Here is a 24,829-nt window from a genome sequence, read left to right as displayed (position 1 = left end):
TCGCCTCTCGCCGAGGAAGTTCGGTCGCTCAGCCTTCGATGTTCTCGGGATTCATCCAGATGATTTCCCAGATGTGGCCGTCGGGATCCTGGAAGCTGCGGCTGTACATGAAGCCGTGATCCTGCGTCGCGTTACCTTCGGAACCGCCGGTCTCGAGCGCCTTGTCGACGAGGGTGTCGACGGCCTCACGGGTCTCGGCCGAGAGACCGAGCAGCGCCTCCGTCGACGTCGAGGTGTCGGCGATGCCCTTGGTGGTGAAGGTCTTGAAGAAGGGCTCGGCCAACAGCATCACGACGATGGTGTCACTGATAACCATCGACGACGCATTCTCGTCGGAGAACTGCGTGTTCTTGGAGTATCCGAGGCCCTCGTAGAAGGTGGTGGCCTTGCCGAGGTCCTTGACGGGCAGGTTGAGGAAGAACATCGGCTGCGGGTTTGTCGCCATGAAAGGTCCTTTCCGAGACTTTGCTGTGCGCCTTTATTAACCGCCGGCGGTTAATAAAGGCGCACAGTAGACCTAAACTCCACCCATGGATACCTGGGTGTTGCCGGCCATGCTCGGCCTCGGACTCGCCGCAGCGTCCGGAATGCGAACCTTCCTGCCGCTGCTGATGCTCAGCGCTGCCGTCCACTTCGAACTGTTCGGGATCACCGTCGGCGAGTCGATGCGGTGGATCGGATCGACCGGCGCGCTGGTCGCATTGGCAATCGCCGCGGTGGTCGAACTGGGTGCCGACCTCATTCCGTTCGTGGACAACGCACTCTCGGTGATCGGGAACGTCACCGGACCGATCGCCGGAGTGATCGCGGCCTGGGCGGCCTTCAGCCATCTCGACCCTGCGATGGCCGCGTTGGCGGGCATCATCGTCGGAGCGCCGACGGCGTTGACGTTCAGCGCCGCGCAGACCGGCACTCGCGCGGTCAGTACGGCCACTACCGGTGGGCTGGCAAATCCCGTCGTTTCCGTCATCGAGGATGTGCTGACTTTCTTCACCTCCTTGATCGCGATGATCTTGCCGCTCCTGATCATTCCCCTGCTCGCCGCGCTCTTGTGGTTCAGCTGGCGTGGCTGGCGTCGTGTCCGGAGTCTGCGCACCGCCTGACCGCACCGACCTGGTAGACAAGTCGTCATGTCCGACACCGAGATCTCGTTCCAATCCGGCGACGTCACCCTGTACGGGAGTCTTCGCCTGGCCGCCTCACCCGACGCCCCTGCCCCGGCCGCGCTGATTCTGGCCGGCAGCGGCCCCACCGATCGCAACGGCGACAGCGCCCTCCTCGAAGGCGACATCGGAACTCTGCGGTTCATCGCGGATCTTCTTGAAAAACAAGGGATTTCAAGTCTGCGTTACGACAAGCTCGGCAGTGGCGAAACCGCCCTCGGTGACTACGACATCGAGGACATCGCCGATCTCGGCTTCAACACTTTTGTCGACGCCGCCTCCGACGGACTGGACTACCTCGCCGGGCAACCCGGTGTCGATCCCGAGCGCTTGTTCGTGGTCGGACACAGCGACGGCGCCGTAGTCGCACTGGCTCTCGCCACCGCGAAGGAGGGCGCCAGAGTCAGTGCCCTCGCACTGCTCGAGCCACTGAGCGTCAGACTTCTCGATCTACTCACGACGCAGATTCACCGCCAGCTCGACGCCGTCGTCGGCGCCGGTCAGTTGCCGGTCGAACTGGCTGACGAACTGCGCGTCGCGCTCGCCGATGCCGTCGAGTCGCTGCGATCCGAGGGCACTGTTCCGGATGACCTGCCCGAGCCGCTGCAGAATGCGGGACTCGTACACGCCAATGCCAAGGCACTCGCCGAGGAAGACGCATTGGACCCGGTTGCGCTCGTGGCGGCGCTACCGGCGGGCATGCCCGTTCTCACGAGCTGCTCGGACAAGGACATCCAAGTCATTCCCGCCGATGTCGCGGCACTCGACGCCGCGCTCTCACATACAGCGCTGACTTCCGTGCGGATGCGCAACGCCAACTTCGTACTCAAGGACATCGGCGACGAACAGTCCACCGGTGCCGACTACGTCGCGCCGCTTCCGTACTCGGCAGAGTTCTCGGAGCCCTTCACAGCGTGGGTCCGTTCGTTCTCCTGATCACGTACAGACCGAACGTCCTCTTTTTCAGGTAGAAAGTTCCCTCCGCGAACCATCGCGGAGGGAATTCTGCTTTCTACGCCTGACCTGCAATGAAGACTCTTTCAATCCAGCGAACCTGGGGACAGAAGTCACCCGGAGTTTACGTTCGCGGCGCTTTTTATTGGTGCGAACCCTCGATCCGTGCTGTACGGTCATCCATTAACCAGCAACGCCACACAGAAAGGAACGGACATCATGTCGCTACACCCGCACGTCGTATCCGTACCTTCGTGGCGCAGCTGCACCGCAGACAAGCACATTTTTTCGGCCGCAATGTCGGCCAAGCACATGGGCAACAAGCGCGGTGTACCCCGAGAATGATCCCCAGTTTCACCGGATTCGTTCTCGGCACCCAGGGCAAACGCCTCGGGTGCCTTTTCTTTTACCTTTCACACGCAGGAGCACCACATGAAACTTCGAGTCAACCAACTGTCCATCGCGCCGCCGTATGTCGATCTGCCCGGTGACCTCACCGGATACGCCGTCACCCTGGATCTTTCACACTCCGATGCGGCCCACGAAGCTACCCTCGGCGCATTGATCAGCGAGATCCGCAGTCGCGGAGCCTCACGCGTCGTCATCACCGGCTCACCCCGCGAACTCCAGGGCACCCACAGCAGCGCCGCCTGAAAGACCCGGGCGGCCTGAATGCAGAACGGGCCCCGAACTCCCGTTGAGGAGTCGAGGCCCGCTACCGAGGCAGGAGTCAGTGCGCGAAGTGGCGCGCACCGGTCAGATAGAGAGTGACACCGGCTTCCTTGGCTGCGGCAATCACTTCGTTGTCGCGAACCGAACCACCCGGCTGCACAACAGCCTTGACGCCGGCGTTGAGCAGCACCTGCAGACCGTCAGGGAACGGGAAGAACGCGTCCGAAGCTGCAACCGAACCTACGACGCGGTCACCGGCTCGCTGAACAGCCAGATGCGCTGCGTCGACGCGGTTGACCTGGCCCATGCCGACGCCGACAGAGGCACCGCCGGAGGCCAGCAGGATCGCGTTGGACTTCACCGAACGGCTGGCGCGCCAAGCAAATTCGAGGTCAGCGAGAGTCTCGGCATCGGCAGCCTCACCGTTGGCGAGGGTCCAATTGGCCGGGTTGTCGCCGTCGGCGTCCAGGACGTCGCGCTGCTGGAGCAAGGTACCGCCGGAGATCGGACGCAGTTCGATTCCGGTAGCGGTCGGAGCGGCTGCCTTCAGAACACGAATGTTCTTCTTACGCTGCAGAACCTCGACAGCTCCGTCTTCGTACGAGGGCGCGATGACGACCTCGGTGAAGATGTCGGCGATCTGCTCGGCCAGTTCGACGGTGACCTCGCGGTTGGCAGCGATCACACCACCGAAAGCACTGACCGGATCGCATGCATGCGCCTTGCGGTGGGCGTCGGCGATGTCGGTGCCGATGGCGATGCCACACGGGTTGGCGTGCTTGATGATTGCGACGGCCGGATCAGTGAAGTCGTACGCTGCGCGCCACGCTGCGTCGGAGTCCGTGTAGTTGTTGTACGACATCTCCTTGCCGTGCAACTGCTCCGCCTGAGCCAAACCTGCAGGCGCAGCCGGGTTCTCGTACAGCGCGGCGTCCTGGTGCGGGTTCTCGCCGTAGCGAAGAACAGCGCTGCGGTTCCAGGTAGCACCGACCCAGGCCGGGAACAGCGAACCGTCTTCGTCAGCGGCGATCGTGCTCGTCATCCAGCTCGCAACAGCGACGTCGTACGACGCAGTGTGCTGGAACGCCTGCGCCGCAAGCACAGTGCGCTCACGCAAGGTGAATCCGCCACCGGCAACGGCAGTCAGGACGTCGGCGTAACGAGCCGGATCGACCACGACGGCAACCGACGGATGGTTCTTGGCTGCAGCACGCACCATCGACGGGCCGCCGATGTCGATCTGCTCGACGCACTCGTCCGGGCTAGCGCCCGAGGCAACCGTCTCGGTGAAGGGGTACAGGTTCACGACGACCAATTCGAAGGTCGCGATGCCGAGTTCCTCGAGCTGAGCGAGGTGATCCGGCTTGCGGGTATCGGCGAGAACGCCGGCGTGGACGCGCGGATGCAGCGTCTTCACACGGCCTTCGAGGCATTCCGGGAATCCGGTCAGAGCCTCGACCGGGGTCACGGGGATTCCGGCGTCGGCGATCTTCGACGCGGTCGAACCGGTCGAGACCAACTCGACACCGGCCTCGTGCAGGCCCGTGGCCAGCTCGATCAGACCACTCTTGTCGTAGACGCTGACAAGTGCACGGCGCACAGCCTTGCGTTCACTCACTGGGGATCACGGCCTTTCGTCCATCGGAAACCACTCCGCGCGTAGCAACAGCGGCGATGACGTCCGCCAACAACCGTCGCTCCACAATTTTGATGCGTTCATGCAACGAAGACTCGGTGTCGTCGTCATGCACCGGCACAGCTTCCTGCGCCAAGATCGGCCCGGTATCAACTCCGCCGTCGACGAGATGCACCGTGGAACCGGTGACCTTCACGCCGTACGCCAGAGCGTCGGGAACCGCGTGCGCGCCGGGAAAGGCAGGCAGCAACGCGGGATGAGTGTTGATGATTCGGCCGCCGAAACGCTCGAGAAAGCTGGGGCCGAGGATTTTCATGAAGCCTGCACTGACCACGAGATCGGGTTCGTACTCGGCCACTGCTGCTGTCAGCGCCTCGTCCCAGGCGGCACGATTTTCGTAGGTCTTGATCGAGACCTTGAAGGACGGGATCTTCGAATCCGCAGCGTGCTCGGCGGCGAGGCAGTCACGATCTACACCGACGGCAACGATCTCGGCGGGGTATCCCTCGGCATGCGAAGCGTCGATCAGCGAAGTCAGCAGGGTTCCCGCGCCGGAAGCGAGTACGACTACCCGCGCGACAGAGTCGCGAAATTGGACCCTGTCGGGCATTGTCGGCTGCGGATTGTCGGCCGAGGCAGTCAGCGCACTACTCCTGAGAACTGGAAGATGATGCGGCCGGAGTATCGGCCGCATGACAGCCTAGTCGCTGGACTCCTGCGGCTTCGAGGGCAGGTCGGTCTCCGGCTCGGCCCCGGCTGTGGGGTCCGCCTCGGGTGCCGCGACAACCTCCGCGTCGACTACTTCGATCTCGACGGTTTCCTCTGTCACTACCTGCACGGGTTCGCCTGATTCTTCGACAATTTCGGCTTCGACGACCTTGGTCACTACCACCGCAGATTCCTGGGCGAGCACTTCGTCGGCGTTTTCGTCGTCCTCGCCATCCGTTGTGGCCGCGGCCGTGATCGCAAGTTCGGGCTCGGATTCTCGAGCCGGTTCAGCCGTCGGCGGCGCAACCTCGTCCTTCATGTGTCCGCGGTGTGAGAACCACATCGCGAACAGCGCCGAGACGGTTCCGAACAATCCCAGCCACGCAAAAGTCAGAAGACCGAAGCCCCACCACAGGACCTCGACGGTGCCGAACTGCCCGAGGTCTCCCCCCGCAGCAAGGGCAAGCAGAGCCATGACGACGCCGGCACCGGCAGCTGCCGTCAGCACTGCGAGCACACTGTCCTGCCCGGCGATGCGTCGAGCGCAATCACGGCCGAGCATCACACCCACCGCAGCCGGAACGATCAACAGCACCGGCCAGATTCCGCCGGCGACGCCTTCCGGAACCGCTCCGAGAAGGGGCAAGGGTGGCAGATCTCCACCGATGTTGCCGAACACGCTGATGGAGACGTTTCCGAAATCGGCCGTCGATCCCGTCATCACCGCGGCTGCACCGACCACGAGGTTCGGCAGGTAGAGCAGCGACAACACCGTCAATCCCAGTACGCCGACAAACCCGTTGCCGCGTGCGAGTAGGTCACCGACCGTCGACCACGACACGAGTAGCGACACCACGACGGCCACGGCGCCCGCAGCCAGCAGCGCTGCCGACGCGGCCGCGGCCGGACGAACAGCGGCAGATGCCCACGGCGGAATCTCGGCGACGACGCGATCCCAGTGCGCAGCAGCAACACCGACGGACGCGGCGATCAGGTGAATCCCGGCGACCCAGCCGAAAGCGGCCAACGTGTTGGGGCTCGACAGCGGAATTGCCGCGGAGGCGTCGGCGACAACGGCGAGAGCGATTGCCGTGATAGTCAACGGCCCGGCTACCGCCGCCCCCACCAGGCGGAGGGTGTCGTCACGGGAGTCGGTGTGCACCGCAGTCGACGCGCATCGGCGTGCGACCACCCACATCATGACGGCCGTCGGAAGCAATGGCAGTACACCGAGTTGGACGCCGCTGATAGTCGCCGGCACCTGGTGGATGACCAACCAGGTGGTGGCAATGGCGCCGAAGGTTCCGGTCAGGTCGCTGCTCGCCGATACCAAAGTGACCACGACGACAGCCGCGATCAGCAGCAGCGTCAGGCCCGACGGTCGGAAGGCGACGGTCAGCAGCTTGCGCGCCAGGTCCGGGTTCGGTCCCGGGCGACCGCCGCCGACGCGGCCGCTGCCAGTACGACCACGTCCGGGTCGTGAGGACGTGGGACGGGACCGGGTGCCATCAATCAAAGAACTCATCCCCTCGAGGGTTTCACTCGACAGTGCGCCGCGCACTCAGGCGCGCCGTCGGGCTCACGGAATGTGGCCTCCACCCGCAGCGGGTCGGAGGCCACATTCATGTTCGTGAAACGAAGAAGTACTACTGCTGACGCTCGTCGGGGTTCTGCGAGCCGAAGACCTTGGTCTCGGCCGCGGAATCGCTGCTGCCCTGGTCAGGTTCCGCAGACGGCGTCGGCGCTTCGAAGGTAGGCGGCTCGAAGCCCGTCGGCTGCTCGGTCGAGCCAGTCTGCTGCTGGTTGTACGGCTGGCCGTAACCGCGTGGAGCGGTGAACTGATCCGACGAGTAACTCGGGTTCGGCTGGCCACCGGGCTGAGAGGTCAGCGGATAGTAAGACGACGTCGTCGCGGCCGACGAGTCGGTCTGTCCGGGATTTTGCACCGGGTTCTGCCCGTAGGGAGACGCAGTCTGGCCGTAAGGCGGCTGCGAAGCGGTCGGGTCGACGGGGGCGGCGTGCGCTCCCCCGTATCCCTGCTGCTGCGCCTGCCCGTACTGCGGATTCTGCTGGTACTGGCCCGGCTGCTGAGCCTGCTGAGGCTGGCCGTACTGAGCCTGTCCGTATCCCTGTGGCTGACCTGGCGCCTGCCCCGGCGCCTGGCCGTAAGGCTGCTGCTGACCGTACTGCTGAGCTACCGGTCGGGGCGCGGGCGCCTTCAGGATTCCGATCTCGAACAACAACGCGGCGACTGCGACGACGGTCTGCACGAACGAGAGGATCAGCACGATGATCAGGCCCCAACCGAGGCTGATGTCGACGTAGTCGCTGGTACCGACGGAGAACGCGGCGAACACCAAAGCGAAGAAACCCGTGAGGGTGAGCGCTGCGGCAATGCCTGCATACGACTGCTTCGGGAGCAGCGAGACGCCTGCAACCACACCGCCGGCGAAAACGAATCCGAGGCCGTAGATGCTCGATTCGAAGAAACTCGAACTGGTATCCAGGCCGCTACCGATGCCGCTGCTGCTTCCACTGATCGACGTGAAGGGCGCAAAACCGAGCAGGAAATTGATCAGGCCGAGTGCCGCGACGGCGATGAGCAGGATGAATCCGAGATTCTTGGTTCCACCGCCCGCTGCCGGCTGATTCGGTGGCCCGAAGCTGGGCCCTTGCGGCGTGAACGTCATGACTTCTCCTCGTAGACGGTCTTCGATGGTTACCAGCGTATGTGTCTCGACTTCGCACGCTAACACCGACAGGAGACAATGGGCAGATGCCCTTCACCCTCGCGCCCGGCGCCGACCACGTCGTCGAAACCGAGGTGAAGCACTCACGATTCATCGCCGCGCTTCACCGAGTAGACGACGCCGAAGCCGCCACGGAGTTCGTCGCGGAGCAGAAATCGCTGTATCCCGATGCGCGCCATCATTGTTCGGCTTTCGTGATCGGATACGAGGCGAACTCACGCGTCGAACGTGCACACGACGACGGTGAACCGGGCGGCACTGCCGGGGTGCCGATGCTTCAAGTTCTCAAGTCTCGAGATCTGGTCGATGTGATTGTTGTCGTCACGCGCTATTTCGGCGGAATCAAGCTCGGCGCCGGTGGATTGGTCCGCGCATATTCGGGAGCGGTCTCGGTGGCTCTCGATTCGGCCGAGCTTGTGGCCAGGGAGAGAAAGATCCTGCGCACTTTGGCGATCCGGCACTCAGAGGCCGGTCGGGTGGAAGCGGAGCTGAGAGCGCGGGGCGTCTCGGTGCTCGGAACTACGTATGGATCGAAGGCGGTGATGACGCTCGCCGCCGGTGACGCCGACGATCTCGATTCGATCGTCGCATCCATCACATCCGGTGCGGGGCAGTTGGAACCTGCCGGGTCGATGTGGGTCGATACCACTGTGCGTGGTTAAGGAGTCCGGAGACTCCCTAACCACGCACGGGTGCGAAGCCCCTTACAGGGACTGAAGAATCTCGCGAGCGAGAGCAGCGGTGGCGGACGGCGTCTTGCCGACCTTCACGCCTGCAGCTTCGAGAGCTTCCTGCTTTGCCTGAGCAGTTCCCGAGGAACCGGAGACGATGGCGCCGGCGTGGCCCATGGTCTTGCCTTCGGGAGCGGTGAAGCCTGCCACGTAGCCGACGACCGGCTTGGTGACGTTGGCCTTGATGTAATCGGCTGCACGCTCTTCCGCGTCGCCACCGATTTCACCGATCATCACGATGACCTTGGTCTCGGGATCCTTCTCGAACGCCTCGATGGCGTCGATGTGGGTGGTTCCGATGACCGGGTCGCCGCCGATGCCGATGGCGGTGGAGAAGCCGAAGTCACGGAGTTCGTACATCATCTGGTAGGTCAGGGTGCCCGACTTGGAGACCAGGCCGATGGGGCCGGTGCCTGCAATGTTGGCGGGCGTGATGCCGACGAGGGCCTCACCCGGGGTGATGATGCCGGGGCAGTTCGGTCCGATGATGCGCGTCTTCTTGCCCTTGGACTCGTTGTACGCCCAAGCGTAAGCGGAGTCCTGAACCGGGATGCCCTCGGTGATGACCACGAGGAGCGGGATCTCCGCGTCGATGGCCTCGACGATGGCGTCCTTCGAGAAGGCCGGGGGAACGAATGCGATGGAGACGTCTGCGCCGGTCTCCTTGATTGCCTCTTCGACCGTCGCGAAGACGGGGAGCTCGACAGGGGAACCGTCAGCTGCAACGTGCGAGACCGTGGTGCCGGCCTTGCGAGCGTTGACGCCGCCGACGACCTGGGTGCCGGCCTTGAGCATCAGAGCGGTGTGCTTGGTGCCCTCGCCGCCGGTGATGCCCTGGACGATGACCTTTGAATCCTTGGTGAGGAAGATTGCCATTGTTCTGTGAGTCCCTTACTTCGCTGCGTGAGCGAGTTCGGCGGCCTTGTCGGCGGCCTCGTCCATGGTTGCGACGACCGTGACCAGCGGGTGGTTGGCCTCGGCGAGGATGCGACGACCCTCTTCGACGTTGTTTCCGTCCAGGCGAACGACGAGCGGCTTGTTGGCCTCGTCACCCAGGGTCTTCAGTGCGCCGACGATGCCGTTGGCAACTGCGTCACACGCGGTGATGCCGCCGAAGACGTTGACGAACACGCTCTTGACCTGTGCATCGTTGAGGATGACATCCAGGCCGGCAGCCATGACTGCAGCGGAAGCTCCGCCGCCGATGTCGAGGAAGTTGGCGGGCTTGACGCCACCGTGGTTCTCGCCGGCGTATGCGACGACGTCCAGCGTGGACATGACCAGGCCTGCGCCGTTGCCGATGATTCCGACCTCACCGTCGAGCTTGACGTAGTTGAGGTCGTTTTCCTTGGCCTTGAGCTCGAGGGGATCGGTAGCGTCGCGATCCTCGAATGCCTCGTGGCCGGGCTGACGGAACGCTGCGTTCTCGTCGAGGGTGACCTTGCCGTCGAGGGCGAGGATCTGATCGTCAGGCGTACGAACGAGGGGGTTGACCTCGACGAGGAGTGCGTCTTCGCCGATGAAGACCTCCCACAGCTTCTGGATCGTCACGGCCGCTGCGTCGAGCACCTCTGCGGGCAGCTTTCCTGCCTCGGCGATGCTGCGCGCGAACGCGAGGTCGACGCCCTTGACTGCGTCGACGGGGATCTTGGCGAGAGCGTCGGGGTTCTCCTCGGCGGTGACCTCGATCTCGACGCCACCCTCTACCGAGCACATGGCCAGGTAGGTGCGGTTGGTGCGGTCGAGCAGGAAGGAGATGTAGTACTCCTCGGCAATGTCACTTGCCTCTGCGACCAGCAGCTTCTTGACGACATGGCCCTTGATGTCCAGGCCCAGGATTGCCTCGGCGTTTGCCACTGCGGCATCCACGTCGGGCGAGTACTTGACGCCACCGGCCTTGCCGCGGCCGCCTACCTTGACCTGTGCCTTCACCATCACGGGCTTACCGATTTCTTCGGCAATCTCGCGTGCGCCGGCGACTGTGTCTGTAACACGTCCAGCCGAAGTCGGCACTCCGTGCTTGGCGAAGAGTTCCTTCGCCTGGTATTCGAAGAGATCCATCTGCTCACCGTCTCGTCTGCGTTGTCACCCGCTCGAGGGGTAGGAGCGGGTCTGTTCTGGACTTTAACCAGTTGCCGCGTTCGGTTTGCGCCCGCATTGATGCTATGTGGCCCAAGTCACGCGCAATTGCCCGATGAGGCACGCCTCACCGATTCGGCAAGGTGGCCACACCGAATTTGTCAAGCATCAGTCTCACTGATTCTTGCGCTCGAGAACGCTGCAACGAGAAGCAACACTATGCCCGTGGCCGCTGTGATCGCACCCACCCCCACGGTTGCGTCCGATATGCGCGATGACGTGAGTGGCCACTCACCGACGTACACCAGAGCTGCCACGGCAGATCCGATCAGCAATGCCGCGCCCCGCGACGGCCGCGCGGACGCTGCGATCACAGCGGCGATCACGACGGTGACGCCGACGAGCAGTTGACCCCAGACGTCAATTCCCCACGGCCACTCCAGAACTGAGGCCGCCGTATAGGCGTCGCCCTGATAGAGGGGAAGCGCGGTTCCGATCAGGACAGCGACGGCGCCGATCCCACCGACGATAAGCACCAGCCCTCGCGAACCGCCACCTACCGACGTGTCGACATCCTCACGCTCGGCGCTTCCCGCCAGCCAGACGAGCAGTCCCGTCGCCGCAGCGAGGAAAGCCGCGCCGCAGAGCACGAAGGCACCGGCCCCCAACCCGACGCCCGGTACGTCCGTGGCGATGACAGCCGACTGCATGACAGCGGCGACTCCCATCACGACCGTGGTCCACAACACGCCGACGGCCGGCCGCACCACCGCGGCGCGGCCCGGGGCGAACAAGCCCAGACCGGCGACCAGCAGTACAGCAGCCGCGAGCAGGACAACTCGAGACGAGAGCATGGACGGTTCGGGGATGTTCTCCGGCAACGACAGGACCGGAAGTGCCACCCCCAGGGCCGCCACTGCTGCGGTGACAACTGCGCCGATACCGGCAACGCGGTGAAGTCTGTTCACCCGCGCTTGCGCCGCCCGGGACTGAGCCACCATCGCCGCTTTCAGCGCACCCTTTGTCGTCTTCCCGGGTGCGCGAACCACACTTTCAGCGGGAATCGCATCTCTTTCACGCCTGGATGCGAGGTAGGGAGCTGAAACTCCGATCACGGCGATGACCACGGCGGCCAGCGCCCCGACCACCGATCCCGAACCGACGCCGATCCGATCGCCGGCCGCGAACCCAGCCATCACCCTGGTTCCACTGACTGCGAGTGCGCCGAGACCGACACCGATCAGGGCGCCGCAGCCCACCGGTAGCGAGATGGACGTCAATGCCGCCGCGACCGCAACGAGTACCGCGACGCCGACCAATCCCGTACCGACGGCGGTGGCCGCCGCCGAGTCGACGAGCGGTTTGACCAGAAAGATCGGATCCTGCGAACTGAAGGAAGGACCGAACAGGGAGAGCACGAACACCACCGCGGCCAGAATCAGCAGCGCTGTCGGCCACCCACCGATCCGCCCGCCAACCGATCGCCCGTCGAATTCCGCGGCGCGAGCGCTGCCGTATCCGTCCCGCTCCGATTCACGATGGACGACCATGAAGCCGAGGACACCGGACACCACAAGAAGTCCGTGGCCCGCGAGCGCGAGATAAGCGCCCGGACCCGCATCGATCGAACCCGCCGAAATCGGACGGAAAAGGTCCAAGCGGTTTGCATCGATTGCGTCGACGAACAACTGAACGTCGAGGATCGCCGCGCCGAGGGACACCGCGCCGATACCTGCCAGGAGTCCACCTGCGAAGGCGGGCCTGCGCCCCGAGGTGAGCACCGCAACCAGCGGCACGACGATCGTGCAGACGGCAGCGAAGAGAGCGGCGGAAGCAAGAGCCCCCGTCGTGTCGACCCCGCGGCCACTCCCGACTCCGACGACGGGACTGGCTGCCACTCCGACGGCACCGAGCAGTCCGATTACCGCCGCGAGTGGCGCCCCGGACTTCACTCCGGGGTCGTCGAAACGCGCCTGCGACGTAGTTCCAGGTGTTGTGGACACTCGATCGACGGTAGTGCCTGAATGGACCGGTGATCCGGTTGTGACACGCGTGATCACGAAACGAGATGATTCGTCCGTTTTGCCCGGATCGACATATTCCCAGGTCAAGCTGTGAGGCACGTCACATAATCGGACAGGTTTCCGCTACGGCTTGCGCCCATCGCAATCATTTCGTTACCGTCAGTCGGTCTAAGTCACGGGCTGATCACGAACTCGAGGAGAGAACCGGCATATGCATCACCGCAGCCAGTTCACCGCTAGTAGGTTCTCGAACTCAGCTCCAGACGAGGTCACGACCACTTATCCAACGCACTCGGCCAGGCGTTACACCGAGACCAAAAGTTCTGAGATCTCTACCGATATGTTCACTCGAAATTCATCCTCCACGTCGTCAGATTCCGACTCTCACCAGTTCGTCGAGTCCGACGTGATCAGCACCCCCACTTACGCTTCCTCCGCACCGACAGTCGATGTCGAATCTCCGGTTCGCCGCAGCGGTGCTCACCGACTCCCCACCCCTCCCTCCGCTCTCAAGGGCCGCGCCGCCGTTCTGGCAGTTGCAGCCGGCGCGGTTGTCGCCGCGGGCCAGGCAGTTGTCAACGACGGTTCCTCTTCTGCCGCCGACCACTCGGAAGTTGCACTCGCCAACGAGTCCTCCGCGATCGGTACCACCGCAGAACCGCAGGCCGCTCAGTTCGCTCCGGCCACCTCCACGGCAGCCACCACCGAGGCCGACGCTCCGCAGGTCCTCAACGTCGCAGCGCCGACCGACCTCTCCCAGTTCAGCAACCTGCTTGCCAAGGGCCAGCGTTTCAGTGACGAGCGCGCAGCACGCGAAGCCGCTGCCCGTCGCCCGCTGTTCGTCCTGCCGGCAGTTGGCACGTTCACGTCCAATTTCGGCACCCGCTGGGGCACCCTGCACGCCGGCGTCGACATCGCCGCCCCGATCGGGACGCCCATCGTCGCCGTCGCCGACGGCAAGGTCATCGATTCAGGTCCGGCTTCCGGGTTCGGCATGTGGGTACGCCTACAGCACGCAGACGGAACGATCACCGTCTACGGCCACATCGACACGTCCACCGTCACGGTCGGTCAGCAGGTCATGGCCGGCGACCAGATCGCCACTGTCGGCAACCGCGGCTTCTCCACCGGCCCGCACCTTCACTTCGAGGTTCATCTCGCCGGCGAGAACAAGATCGATCCCCTCCCCTGGCTCGCCTCACGCGGCATCAGCCTCGGCGTCGAGCAGGACTGATCGCAAGCCCAACGCTTCTGATGAAAAACTTCCGGCCCGTACCTTTCCAGGTACGGGCCGGAAGTTTTTGCCTGTCTTCTACAGCTTGACCATCGGCACACCGCCGATGAGCATCAACCGCACCTTGCCCGCGCTACCGAAGTCGATGGTGACCGTCGCGGTGGGGCCAGTGCCCTTGGTTTCCAACACGGTGCCCAGACCGTACTTGTCGTGACTGACGCGGTCACCCGTGGCGAGGACCAGAACGTTGTTGCGGCCACGCGCGGCACCGAAACTGGGAGTCGACGCGGCCTTGCCGGACCCTCCCCCGTAGTTCTGCCCGCCGCCGTATCCCTGGCCGCCCTGGCTGCCGTAGCGGCTTCCGCTGCCGTAACCCGGCCTGCCGCTTCCGAATCCGCCACCGGTGCCCGGATCCTCACGGCGCCAGTTGATCAGGTCCTCCGGGATCTCCTGGATGAACCGCGACGCCGGGTTCTGGATCGGTTGCCCCCACGCCGAACGCATGATCGCGCGCGTCAGGTACAGGCGCTGCCTGGCACGGGTGATGCCGACGTAAGCAAGTCGACGCTCTTCGGACAGCTCCGCCGGATCGCCGAGGGCGCGCATGTGCGGGAACTGCCCGTCCTCCCAACCGGTGACGAAGACGACCGGGAACTCGAGGCCCTTGGCGGTGTGAAGCGTCATCATGGTCACGACGCCGTCGTCGGAGTCCGGCAGTTGATCGGCGTCGGCGACAAGCGATACCCGTTCGAGGAAGGCGGCAAGCGAACCCGGATCGGGTTCACCTTCACGCATTGCTGCGGTTTCCTCGTCGTCCGGATCGATCAGCCCGGCCGCGTTTCGCGCGTCGGAACTGAATTCCCTTGCCACGCTGACGAGTTCGTTCAAGTTGTCGAGTCGCGCGCCATCCTGCGGATCGCTGCTCGCCGCAAGCTCGGCGCGGTAGCCGGTGCGCTCGAGCACCGCCTCGGCAACCTCACCGATGTCACCGAGCTCGAACGGTTCGTCCTCGTCGGCGGCCGCTGTCGGTAGCAGGGCCCGCAGCCCGTCCATCATCTCGAGGAACGACGCGATGGCCTTCTGTGACCGCGTATTGAGCAGCGCCACTTTGCCTTCCGCGCCGTCACGGAGAGCGGCGGCGAAGCTGATGTTGCGATGCTCGGAGTGCACGGCGACGCAGGCTTCGGCTCGATCACCGATACCGCGTCGGGGCGTGTTGAGAATGCGTCGCAGGCTCACGGTGTCGTCCTCGTTGGCGAGGACGCGCAGATACGCGACGATGTCCCGAACTTCCTTGCGCTCGTAGAAGCGAACGCCGCCGACCACCTTGTACGGCACTCCGAGTCGAATGAAGATCTCCTCGAGCGCGCGCGAGGAGTTGTTGGTCCGGTAGAACACCGCGATGTCGGCGAACTTGGTCTCGCCCTGGTCCACCAGCCGATCGATCTCCGAGGCGACAAACGATGCTTCGTCGTGCTCGTTGTCTGCAACGTAGCCGACGATCAGTTCGCCTTCACCCGAATCGGTCCACAGACGCTTTTCTCGTCGACCGGTGTTCTTGGAAATCACGGAGTTGGCCGCAGACAGAATGTTCTGCGTCGAACGGTAGTTCTGTTCGAGAAGGATGGTCCGAGCATCCGGGTAGTCGCGTTCGAACTCTTCGATGTTGCGGATAGTGGCTCCGCGGAATGCGTAGATCGACTGATCGGCGTCACCGACGACGCACAGTTCGGCCGGGGCAACGGCGTGGTCGGACTCGCCGGCTCCACCGACCAGTTCACGCACAAGCATGTATTGCGCGTGGTTGGTGTCCTGGTACTCGTCGACGAGCACGTGACGGAAGCGGCGGCGGTAGTACTCGGCGATCTGTGGAAACGCCTGAAGAAGCGCGACGGTCTCACCGATGAGATCGTCGAAGTCGAGTGCGTTCGCCGCACGCAGCCGCTGTTGGTAGTGGCCGTAGACCTTGGCGATCAGTCGCGGAAGTTCGGCCGGATCCTGATCGGCTGCGACAACCGCCTCTTCCGGTCCGACGAGTTCGTTCTTCAGGTTGGAGATGTGAGTGGCGAGAAGGCGCGCGGAGAATCGTTTGGTGTCGAGCTCGAGGTCCTTCGAGATCATCGTCAGCAGTCGACGCGAATCGTCGGAATCGTAGATCGAGAAATTCGAGTTCAAACCGGGCAGGAGCGCCGCCTGTGCTCGCAGGATCCGCACGCAACTGGAGTGGAACGTCGATACCCACATGGCGTTGGCACGCGGTCCGACAAGAGCTGCCACACGCTCGCGCATCTCGGCCGCAGCCTTGTTGGTGAACGTGATGGCCAGGATCTGACCGGGGGTGACACCCCGTTCGGCCAACAGATAGGCGATGCGACGCGTCAGCACTGCAGTCTTGCCCGAGCCGGCGCCCGCGACTATCAGCAACGACGAACCGGCATGGACCACGGCCTCGCGCTGTTGCGGGTTGAGACCCTCGAGGAGGGCGTCCGAACCCGCGTCGTGTCCCCGCGCGCCGCCCCCGTCGTGCTGGGAATGTCCGTCGTGCTCACCGAGTGCTGGGTACGTGTTCATCGCCTGTCCACGCTACCGGCGTCCACCGACACGGTCGTCAGTGCGTCCACCTGCTGGTAGAGGCACTTGGATTACCTGTGTCGAGCATGGCAAACTGGACGCTATGTTCAGCATTTCCGTTCGCGACAACACGGCCGACCCCGTCGGCCCGCTGTGGCGTTACTTTACGTGCCCCGGACCTCGGTGCACGTGATCTGAACAGCTCACCCGCCCCTGGTCCGAATCGGATCCGGGGCATTTTCGTCAGTGTGCCTGGATCGGTAACGACCCGAGCCGAGACCACGATCCACGCAGTAGGAAGAGGAGACGAATAGCAATGAGCACCCAGGCTGCAGCCCCCCATGGAAATACTGTCGATACTGTAAAAACTGCTCCGACAGACGTCGAGATCCCCCAGAGTGAGGCGGAGATCGACGAACTACGGAAAGAAATCGACCGTCTCGACGCCGAGATCCTCGCGGCCATCAAACGCCGCTCCGAGGTCTCCCAGATCATCGGCCGTACCCGGATGGCATCGGGTGGTCCGCGTCTGGTGCACAGCCGCGAGATGAAGGTCCTAGAACGATTCAACGAGCTGGGCCAGGAAGGCCACACTCTCGCGATGCTGCTCCTGCGCCTGGGCCGCGGACGCCTGGGCCACTAGCGCACACCCAGATCACTTGCGAACGGCCACATCGGATGCCTCTGGCAGTCCCGATGTGGCCGTTCGCGTGTGTATCAGCTCTCGAGCGCGATGTACTTCGTGTTCAGGTATTCCTCGATCCCCTCGGTCCCGCCCTCGCGGCCGAATCCGGATTCCTTCACGCCACCGAACGGCGCTGCCGCGTCCGAGATCACTCCGCGGTTGACGCCGATCATTCCTGATTCCAGTGCGTCGGAAACCCGAAGCGCACGGTCGAGATCCCTCGTGAAGATGTACGCGGCCAGTCCGAACTCGGTGTCGTTGGCGGCTGCGATTCCCTCGGCTTCGGTGTCGAAGCCGGTGATCGCGGCGACGGGTCCGAACACCTCTTCTTTCAGAATCCGCGCGCTGGCCGGAACGTCTGCCAACACCGTGGCTGGATAGAAGTACCCTTCACCACCCGGCGCTTCGCCGCCCAGTCGCACCTTCGCCCCGGCATCCACCGCATCTGCAACCAACTCCGCGACCGTGTCGAGTTGGTTCTGGTTGATCAGCGGCCCGAGCTTCGTCTCCGGGTCGGTACCGGGTCCCATCGTGAAAGTCGCCATCTTCTCGGTCAGCTTGGTCGTGAACTCTTCACGCACGGCGTTGGCGACGTGGAACCGGTTGGCGGCGGTGCATGCTTCGCCACCGTTGCGAAGCTTCGCCAGTACCGCGCCCTCGACTGCCTTGTCGACGTCCGCGTCGTCGAACACCACGAAGGGTGCGTTGCCACCCAATTCCATCGACGTGCGGAGCAATCGCTTCGCGGACTTCTCCACCAGCATCTTGCCGACGCCGGTGGACCCGGTGAAGGTGAGCTTGCGCAGTCGAGGGTCGTCGATGAGAGGGCCGGTCACTTCACCGGATTTCGATGTCGGCAACACCGAGAGGACTCCGTCGGGCAACCCGGCTTCGGCCATGAGCTGAGCAAGCAACAACATCGTCAACGGGGTCTCCGAGGCGGGCTTGACGATGATCGTGCAGCCGGCGGCCAACGCCGGGCCGATCTTGCGGGTACCCATCGCCAACGGGAAATTCCAGGGAGTGATGGCCAGACACGGTCCGACCGGCGCCTTGGTGACAAGGATCCGGCCGTTGCCCGCCGGCGCCGGCGTGTAGCGCCCGCCGATGCGAACGGCCTCCTCGCTGAACCACCGGAAGAACTCCGCCCCGTACTTCACCTCGGCGCGACTTTCGGCGAGTGCCTTGCCCATTTCGAGGGTCATCAGCAGCGCCACGTCCTCGGCTCGCTCGGTGATCTTCTCGAAGACGGCTCGCAGGATTTCACCACGCTCGCGCGCAGGTGTGCTCGCCCACTTCGACGAGACGGCGACGGCTTCGTCGAGAGCGCGCAGCGCGTCCGCGGGGCTCGCATCGGCGACATCGGTCAACGATTTCCCGGTCGCCGGATCCGCCACCGGGAAGGTCGCGTTGTTCTCCGCGGGCACGAACCGACCGCCGACGAACAACTGGGTGGGAACTGATCGAATGAATTCGAATGTGTCCATGGGTTCCATGATGCTCGTCGGAGCCGCGTCCGTCTGCCCGCGAGCGAGACTCACGCGGAAGTTTCCAGCTTGTGCCACTAAAGTCGATGATCGTGAGCACTGACATCACCGGAACCTCAGCCTGGCAGAAACTGCGCGCTCATTACGCCGACATCGAAGGCGTTCACCTGCGAGAACTCTTCCAGGACGATCCAGCCCGCGGGCGAGAGCTGACGATCGACGCCGGTGATCTTCACATCGACTACAGCAAGCATCGCGTCAGCCGCGAGACTCTCGCGCTGCTCGTCGACCTGGCCCGCGAGGCCGGCGTCGAGGCACGACGCGACGCGATGTTCGCGGGCGATCACATCAACACTTCCGAAGACCGCGCCGTACTGCACACAGCGCTGCGTCTGCCCAAGGATTCTGCTCTGACCGTCGACGGTCAAGACGTCGTCGCGGACGTTCACGAAGTTCTGGACGCGATGGGCGCTTTTGCCGATCGTGTGCGCAGCGGCGAGTGGACCGGAGCTACCGGCAAGCGCATCCGCACCATCGTCAACATCGGCATCGGCGGTTCCGACCTCGGGCCGGTGATGGTCTACCGCGCACTACGGCATTACGCCGACGCCGGAATCAGCGTCCGGTTCGTCTCCAACATCGACCCTGTCGACCTTGTCGGGCAGCTCGACGACCTCGATCCGGAGACGACGCTCTTCATCGTCGCATCCAAGACGTTCTCCACCCTCGAGACCCTCACCAACGCGACAGCGGCAAAGCGTTGGCTGTTCGCCGGTCTGGGCAGCGAAGACGTCTCGGCCGTAGCCAAGCATTTCGTCGCAGTCTCCACCCACGGTGACCGTGTGGCGGAGTTCGGCATCGACACCGCGAACATGTTCGGGTTCTGGGATTGGGTCGGCGGGCGCTACTCCGTCGACTCGGCGATCGGCTTGTCGGTCATGTGTGCCGTCGGACCCGTTCGCTTTGCGGAGTTCCTCGACGGTTTCCACCAGATCGACACGCACTTCCGAAACCAACCGCTCGAGCAGAACGCGCCGGTCCTCCTCGGCCTCATCGGGCTCTGGTATTCCAACTTCTTCGGCGCACAGTCCCGCGCAGTGCTGCCCTACTCCAACGACTTGCTGCGCTTTCCCGCCTACCTGCAGCAGCTGACCATGGAATCCAACGGCAAATCGGTTCGCGCCGACGGCTCACCGGTGACCACGTCCACCGGTGAGATCTTCTGGGGCGAGCCCGGAACCAACGGCCAACACGCCTTCTACCAACTCCTGCATCAGGGCACCTGGCTGGTGCCTGCCGATTTCATCGGGTTCGCGGAATCCACCGACGATCTGCCTACTGCGGACGGCACGGGATCAATGCACGATCTGCTCATGAGTAACTTCTTCGCTCAGACAAAGGTTCTCGCGTTCGGCAAGACTGCCGAAGAAATCGCGTCAGAGGGCACTGCTCCGGAGCTGGTGCCACACAAGGTGATGCCAGGCAACCGACCGTCGAGCACTATCTTGGCGAAGGAGCTGACCCCCTCGGTCGTCGGTCAGCTGATCGCACTTTACGAGCACCAGGTATTTGTCGAAGGTGCTGTCTGGGGTGTCAATCCGTTCGATCAGTGGGGCGTCGAACTCGGCAAGACACAAGCCATGGAACTGGGGCCTGCGCTCTCTTCCGAAGCAACACCCGGCGACCTCGGCGACACATCCACAGATGCTCTGGTGCAGTGGTACCGCAGAGAGCGCGGACGGGCCTGACTCACGCGGCCGCCGGGCCGAACCAACTTTCCGTTGTGTACACGCGTCCGGATCGGTCGACGAGCCGAGCCCGAAGCTCTTGCTGTTCAACCCATTTGATGGCGCTTATCCCCCGGATCAACGCAGCTTCGCTCGCGGCGTACGCCCACACCGCGTCGTCAGCAATCACCGAGACCTGTGCCCATTCCGTGGAGGGCCGCTCCTGGTTCGGCTCCCAGGAGGGCAGCTCCAGCGCCCGCGCCGTCGCCATCGCGGTTCCGTTGATCAGTTCGACTTCTTCGCTGTCCGGCACCGGAATCTGCCAGCCACCAGCCGGTGCATGGCCGGCCGTGGCGATCACGTCGCCGATCCGCACAGCAACGCCGCATTGTAATTCGGCGGCGACGATCTGCGCGGCGCGATCGACGGTGTCGGCCTTGGCAACTCCGGTGATGTCGAACGACGCACCCCAGGGCGCGTACACCACGTCTCCGTCGAGCTGTACGTCCTCGAACGTCGGGGTCGGGTGCACCGGAGGGATGGATTCGTCCTCGGAGTAGTTGTCGGCAAGCGGATTGACTGCACCGCCGGTCATACGGGCAGCCCACAGCGCCGACCGCAGCAGAGCCGACATACGTCGTGTCACTTTGACCGGAGTTCCCTGAGCGAGGTTGACGGCGTGAATCTCGGCGTCTCCCCGGCGAAGGTCGCAGACCGCTTCGGTTTCGTCGATGGCAGCTGCGATCAACGCGTGCGCAGTAGGCAGCGCAGCGCCCTCGGTGACGTCCACCTCCACGGCGGAATCCCACATCGCCCACTTCTCGACACTGACCATGTCAGTCCTGCCCTTCGAACACACTGTGTTGTAACCAGTATGCGCCGGTCAGCAACCCCCGTGCCATAAAGCGCTTCCGAGGCCGAGGCACACATGCCGCAGGTTGAGCAGCGCACGGCGGGGACTGGATGGTAGATCTGTGCGACAGAATTGCCGCCCGGACTGTCGCCCTCCGTGTGCAAGACGTGTAATCCTCCACATGGTTCTGACATGCACCTGACTGCGACGACGTCGACTACTACTGGCGCAGCGGGCAATTCCGATCCGAAAGACGCAGAGTCGACGCTCGACATGTCCGGCCGACCGGCTGCGCTTCGAGCCCGGTCCGCCGCAGCAACACGCCCGGGCGGCGCTGATGTCACCGCATGAACCTTATGTCACCGCATGAAAAATGGGGACCGACGAGAAGCACTGTGTTCCAACGTCGATGACATACCAATCGGCCGCTTCAATGCGCGTCACTTTCGCAGGTGGACACACCTGAGCGCTCACTCTCGAGTGCAGCAAAATACGGGCCCACCACTGCGCGCGAGCGTCGAGCAGAGCACCGAGAAGAAGTCCCGAACACGCGGCGCGCCAACCGCCGGCACGACGACGCCCGGTGCCCGGCGGCAGCGCTTCGCACGTTACAGACCGAGCAGGAATGCATCGACACAAAATGGATAGGACCGGCTGAAAGAACCTGCAGCACAATGGCGTAACCACCACCGTTCGGCTTATACGCTACCGCCGTACACCTTGGCAAAACGAACGGTCAGTACGCGGCGAAAATCACATACTTTACAAAGTCTTTGGAATTTTTCTGCGCCAAATATCCGCAGGTGAAAGGACTTTCGACCAGAGTCCAGAATAACCGTGTCGTCTACTATGTGAAAACTGCGAAGTAGCTGTGACGCTGGGTCACGCTCGAGGGAGGAATTGTGACCGATTCATTCAAGGACCGTTTGAACGCCTTGTACCCGGCCACAGCACCGAGACTCACCAACGCACAAGTTGTGGAAGCCCTTTCGCAACGTGGATGCAAGATTTCGACACCGTACCTCTCGCAACTCCGGAGCGGTGTGCGCACGAATCCATCGGAGCAAGTCGTTTTGGCATTGGCCGATTACTTCGGCGTAGCAGCAGAGTACTTCTTCGGCCCGACACCTCGCCAAGATCCCGAACTGATTCCGGAAGAAGACCGTTCGGTTGTCGAGGAGTTCCACGACAGCGAATTACGTTCTCTGGCCATAAAAGCGGTCGATCTCTCCCCTGAATCGCAGGACTTGCTCTCATCGATTGCGGAGAAACTTCGCTCGTCCGAAGGACTCCCGGCCGTCCCTCCGGATTGCAGCACCTACACCCCACCGTTCACTCGCGACTAGTCCGGAGCGAAGTTCAGCGAGTCAGATCAGCGAGTCAAGCGGCCCAATAGTGCCGAAGCTGTGATGATTCCGAGCAGCGCGGCCCCGATCAGCACGCCGAAGTCGACGAGGTAGTCGGTCGGCATTCCGATCAGCAGACCGCGCAGCGCTGACACCTCGTAACTCAGCGGATTGATGCGACTGAGCCACTGAACCCACGTCGGCATGAGTTCGACCGGGTACAGAGCGTTGGACGCGAAGAACAACGGCATGGTGATCGCCTGGCCGATGCCCATCAATCGATCTCGTTTGAGCACGATCCCCGCGATCGCAACCGACAGACAGGCGAAGAACGCCGAGCCGAGGACAACGACAGCCACGACGCCGAGCAGCTTGATCGGGTTCCACGTCATGCTCACGCCCAGCAGCGCCGCTACAACGACTACGACCACGGCCTGGGCGACCGCACGGATACCGGCTGCAAATGCCTTTCCGGTGACCAGCGCGGCTCGTGGCGTCGGCGTCACCATGAGTTTGGTGAGGACTCCCGCGTCACGCTCCCAGATGATCTGGATTCCGTAGAAGATCGCAACAAAAAGCGCGGACTGCGCAATGATGCCCGGCGCGAGAAAGTCGAGATACGGTACGTCGCCAGTCGGGATCGCTCGGATATGACTGAACGTCTGACCGAAGATCACCAACCAGAGGATCGGCTGGATTGCGCGCGTGACCAATTCAGATCGGTCGTGCCGCAACTTCTGAACTTCCACGAGGCAGAATGTGTAAATTCTCGAGAGCAATCGAGCAAGACTGTTGGTAGTGGGATCAGCCCAAGCGGCGCGCTGTGCGACGGGCACTGCGGACATCGTGGAGACCTCCTGACTTGCCGCCGGTGAGGTCGTCGCCGGTGTAGTGACGGAATACGTCTTCGAGAGTGGCCTCCGGCCCCAGTTCGGCGGCCAACGCGCTCGGCTCGCCCACTGCACGAAGTTCACCGTGATGCATCAACGCAACACGATCACACAACTCCTCGGCTTCTTCCATGTAGTGCGTCGTGAGCAGGACGGTCATGCCGTATCGCTTCTGCATCTCCGCCACTCGCTTCCAGACGGATTCGCGGGCAATGGGATCCAACCCCACCGTCGGTTCGTCGAGCACCAGCAGCGACGGTCGGTTCACCAGTGCCTGCGCAAGTTCGAGCCGTCGCACCATACCGCCGGAGAAGCTCGACGCGAGACGCTCACCTGAATCGAGCAGATCCACCATCTCGAGCGCTTGGTCGACGCGCTCGCGTCGTTCGGACCGCGGAACGTCGTACAGTCGCGCGAACCAGGTCACGTTCTCGCGTGCGGTCAATGCGCTTTCGATCGAGAGCTGTTGTGGCACGTACCCGAGGTAGCGCCGAATGGTCATCACTTCGCTGCGAACGGAGCGACCGAGAATTCGAATGTCACCCTCTTGCAGAGGAAGTAACGTGTTGAGCAACCTGATCGTCGTCGTCTTTCCTGCACCGTTGGGACCGAGCAGGCCGAAGCATTCCCCCGCGTTGACGACCAGACTCAGGTTGTCCACCGCCCGATGACCGCCGAACTTGTATGTGACCGAGTCGATCTCGACCGCGGGTGCGTCAGGGTCAGGCATGTGTACTGCTCGGCTCCTCCACCACTGCGTCAGCATCTCACTGCCCCCCGCCTTCCGATCCGGCTGCTGCCAGAGCGCTCGCCAATCGAGACAGGGCCGGTAGAGCAGCCTCGATACTTGCCCTGTCCTCTGCGGTCAGAGTCGACAATGCCTGACCGACAATCACACTCCGGCGATCACGCCACACCTCGACGCGGGCGCGCGCCTCGTCCGCGAGCACCAATCGCGCGACGCGGCGGTCGGCCTCGTCGGCAACGCGTTCGATCACTCCCTCGTCGACGAGCTGCCGCACCAAGGTGGACACCGTGTTTGCCGCGACACCCAATCGCCCGGCGGCCTCGGCCACCGACAGACCCGGGTTGCGCCGTAGCAGCCTGACGAGTTCGATCTGGGCGCCGGCGAGCGGTCGTTCCGCAAACGGCCGCCCCGACGCCTTCCTCGTGCCCCGGCGCAATTGTCCGAGCGTCTCCAGGACGTCATCCGAAAGCCTGTGATCTGCTCCGATTTCATCCATACCTCACAATAGCTCTGTAACAGAGCTATTGTCGAGGAATCCGGACGCCCGGCGTTTTCAGCTCGTCCGCAACGG

The 24,829-nt window shown here is 63.5% G+C and carries 23 protein-coding genes; 9 read left to right on the top strand and 14 right to left on the bottom strand.

Annotation, left to right across the window (positions count from 1 at the left end):
- Positions 1–28 precede the first annotated feature (28 nt).
- Positions 29–445, bottom strand: coding sequence for a VOC family protein (locus V3587_RS05000; RefSeq protein WP_064111779.1), 417 nt, complete (start codon positions 443–445; stop codon positions 29–31).
- An 85-nt stretch (positions 446–530) separates the two neighbouring features.
- Between V3587_RS05000 and V3587_RS04995 the strand changes: the two genes are divergently transcribed.
- From V3587_RS04995 to V3587_RS04985, 3 genes are all read left to right on the top strand, one after another.
- Complete coding sequence (locus tag V3587_RS04995; protein WP_007727593.1) at positions 531–1,103, top strand: DUF4126 domain-containing protein; 573 nt, start codon at positions 531–533, stop codon at positions 1,101–1,103.
- A 27-nt stretch (positions 1,104–1,130) separates the two neighbouring features.
- Positions 1,131–2,099 (top strand): alpha/beta hydrolase family protein, encoded by a 969-nt coding sequence (locus V3587_RS04990; RefSeq protein ID WP_003946348.1) that lies wholly within the window; start codon positions 1,131–1,133, stop codon positions 2,097–2,099.
- A 450-nt stretch (positions 2,100–2,549) separates the two neighbouring features.
- On the top strand, positions 2,550–2,771 hold the full coding sequence (locus V3587_RS04985) for a hypothetical protein (RefSeq protein ID WP_003946391.1): 222 nt from the start codon (positions 2,550–2,552) through the stop codon (positions 2,769–2,771).
- A gap of 76 nt (positions 2,772–2,847) precedes the next feature.
- Here V3587_RS04985 and purH read toward each other — a convergent pair whose 3' ends face one another.
- The 4 genes from purH to V3587_RS04965 form a co-directional block, all read right to left on the bottom strand.
- Complete coding sequence (purH, locus tag V3587_RS04980; RefSeq protein ID WP_003946407.1) at positions 2,848–4,407, bottom strand: bifunctional phosphoribosylaminoimidazolecarboxamide formyltransferase/IMP cyclohydrolase; 1,560 nt, start codon at positions 4,405–4,407, stop codon at positions 2,848–2,850.
- The gene (gene purN / locus V3587_RS04975) at positions 4,400–5,119 is read right to left on the bottom strand and encodes a phosphoribosylglycinamide formyltransferase (RefSeq protein WP_030534875.1); all 720 of its coding nucleotides are present in this window, start codon (positions 5,117–5,119) and stop codon (positions 4,400–4,402) included. The genes purH and purN overlap by 8 nt, the downstream gene beginning before the upstream one ends.
- Before the next feature lie 6 nt (positions 5,120–5,125).
- Positions 5,126–6,658, bottom strand: coding sequence for a cell division protein PerM (locus V3587_RS04970; protein ID WP_064074027.1), 1,533 nt, complete (start codon positions 6,656–6,658; stop codon positions 5,126–5,128).
- 121 nt (positions 6,659–6,779) lie between these two features.
- Positions 6,780–7,823, bottom strand: a complete 1,044-nt coding sequence (locus V3587_RS04965) for a DUF5336 domain-containing protein (protein ID WP_064074026.1) — start codon at positions 7,821–7,823, stop codon at positions 6,780–6,782.
- A gap of 86 nt (positions 7,824–7,909) precedes the next feature.
- On the opposite strand from V3587_RS04965, the gene V3587_RS04960 reads away from it, so the two are divergent.
- Positions 7,910–8,545, top strand: coding sequence for an IMPACT family protein (locus tag V3587_RS04960; RefSeq protein ID WP_058037877.1), 636 nt, complete (start codon positions 7,910–7,912; stop codon positions 8,543–8,545).
- A 42-nt stretch (positions 8,546–8,587) separates the two neighbouring features.
- Here the strand turns inward: V3587_RS04960 and sucD are convergent, their stop codons facing one another.
- The 3 genes from sucD to V3587_RS04945 all read right to left on the bottom strand — a co-directional run bounded on the left by sucD (position 8,588) and on the right by V3587_RS04945 (position 12,696).
- Positions 8,588–9,490 (bottom strand): succinate--CoA ligase subunit alpha, encoded by a 903-nt coding sequence (gene sucD, locus V3587_RS04955; protein WP_003946432.1) that lies wholly within the window; start codon positions 9,488–9,490, stop codon positions 8,588–8,590.
- 15 nt (positions 9,491–9,505) lie between these two features.
- Positions 9,506–10,675 carry an ADP-forming succinate--CoA ligase subunit beta gene (gene sucC / locus V3587_RS04950; RefSeq protein ID WP_003946426.1) on the bottom strand — a complete coding sequence of 390 codons (1,170 nt, stop codon included), beginning with the start codon at positions 10,673–10,675 and terminating at the stop codon, positions 9,506–9,508.
- A 179-nt stretch (positions 10,676–10,854) separates the two neighbouring features.
- Positions 10,855–12,696, bottom strand: coding sequence for a hypothetical protein (locus tag V3587_RS04945; protein WP_283376178.1), 1,842 nt, complete (start codon positions 12,694–12,696; stop codon positions 10,855–10,857).
- A 232-nt stretch (positions 12,697–12,928) separates the two neighbouring features.
- Between V3587_RS04945 and V3587_RS04940 the strand changes: the two genes are divergently transcribed.
- Entirely contained in the window at positions 12,929–13,951 is a 1,023-nt protein-coding gene (locus V3587_RS04940; protein ID WP_064111766.1) for a M23 family metallopeptidase, read from the top strand.
- 78 nt (positions 13,952–14,029) lie between these two features.
- Here V3587_RS04940 and pcrA read toward each other — a convergent pair whose 3' ends face one another.
- Positions 14,030–16,522, bottom strand: a complete 2,493-nt coding sequence (gene pcrA / locus V3587_RS04935) for a DNA helicase PcrA (protein ID WP_283376177.1) — start codon at positions 16,520–16,522, stop codon at positions 14,030–14,032.
- A 316-nt stretch (positions 16,523–16,838) separates the two neighbouring features.
- On the opposite strand from pcrA, the gene V3587_RS04930 reads away from it, so the two are divergent.
- Complete coding sequence (locus V3587_RS04930) at positions 16,839–17,165, top strand: chorismate mutase (protein WP_003946362.1); 327 nt, start codon at positions 16,839–16,841, stop codon at positions 17,163–17,165.
- Between the two features lie 74 nt (positions 17,166–17,239).
- Here the strand turns inward: V3587_RS04930 and V3587_RS04925 are convergent, their stop codons facing one another.
- A complete protein-coding gene (locus V3587_RS04925; protein ID WP_007727613.1) occupies positions 17,240–18,694 on the bottom strand; it encodes an NAD-dependent succinate-semialdehyde dehydrogenase in 1,455 nt (484 codons plus the stop codon).
- A 92-nt stretch (positions 18,695–18,786) separates the two neighbouring features.
- Between V3587_RS04925 and pgi the strand changes: the two genes are divergently transcribed.
- A complete protein-coding gene (pgi, locus tag V3587_RS04920; RefSeq protein ID WP_118603670.1) occupies positions 18,787–20,442 on the top strand; it encodes a glucose-6-phosphate isomerase in 1,656 nt (551 codons plus the stop codon).
- Between the two features lies 1 nt (position 20,443).
- Here the strand turns inward: pgi and V3587_RS04915 are convergent, their stop codons facing one another.
- Positions 20,444–21,256 (bottom strand): FAD:protein FMN transferase, encoded by an 813-nt coding sequence (locus tag V3587_RS04915; RefSeq protein WP_007727618.1) that lies wholly within the window; start codon positions 21,254–21,256, stop codon positions 20,444–20,446.
- Positions 21,257–21,466: 210 nt separating this feature from the next.
- Here V3587_RS04915 and V3587_RS04910 point away from each other — a divergent pair, with 210 nt between their 5' ends.
- Both V3587_RS04910 and V3587_RS04905 read left to right on the top strand, forming a co-directional pair.
- Positions 21,467–21,625 (top strand): hypothetical protein, encoded by a 159-nt coding sequence (locus V3587_RS04910; protein ID WP_155277906.1) that lies wholly within the window; start codon positions 21,467–21,469, stop codon positions 21,623–21,625.
- Positions 21,626–22,176: 551 nt separating this feature from the next.
- Positions 22,177–22,620: a helix-turn-helix domain-containing protein gene (locus V3587_RS04905; protein ID WP_003946341.1), complete on the top strand. Its 444-nt coding sequence runs from the start codon at positions 22,177–22,179 to the stop codon at positions 22,618–22,620.
- Between the two features lie 26 nt (positions 22,621–22,646).
- On the opposite strand, the gene V3587_RS04900 is transcribed toward V3587_RS04905, so the two are convergent.
- From V3587_RS04900 to V3587_RS04890, 3 genes are read right to left on the bottom strand one after another with little or no spacing between them, the layout of a single operon-like run.
- On the bottom strand, positions 22,647–23,465 hold the full coding sequence (locus tag V3587_RS04900; RefSeq protein WP_007727621.1) for an ABC transporter permease: 819 nt from the start codon (positions 23,463–23,465) through the stop codon (positions 22,647–22,649).
- Positions 23,425–24,240, bottom strand: coding sequence for an ABC transporter ATP-binding protein (locus V3587_RS04895; RefSeq protein ID WP_411742218.1), 816 nt, complete (start codon positions 24,238–24,240; stop codon positions 23,425–23,427). The genes V3587_RS04900 and V3587_RS04895 overlap by 41 nt, the downstream gene beginning before the upstream one ends.
- A gap of 37 nt (positions 24,241–24,277) precedes the next feature.
- Positions 24,278–24,754 carry a MarR family winged helix-turn-helix transcriptional regulator gene (locus V3587_RS04890; RefSeq protein WP_042449048.1) on the bottom strand — a complete coding sequence of 159 codons (477 nt, stop codon included), beginning with the start codon at positions 24,752–24,754 and terminating at the stop codon, positions 24,278–24,280.
- Between the last annotated feature and the right edge of the window lie 75 nt (positions 24,755–24,829).

This window comes from Rhodococcus sp. IEGM 1306, assembly GCF_036541985.1.
GTDB classification, from domain to species: Bacteria; Actinomycetota; Actinomycetes; order Mycobacteriales; family Mycobacteriaceae; genus Rhodococcus_F; species Rhodococcus_F qingshengii.
This window is presented reverse-complemented; position numbering and strand designations above follow the sequence as displayed.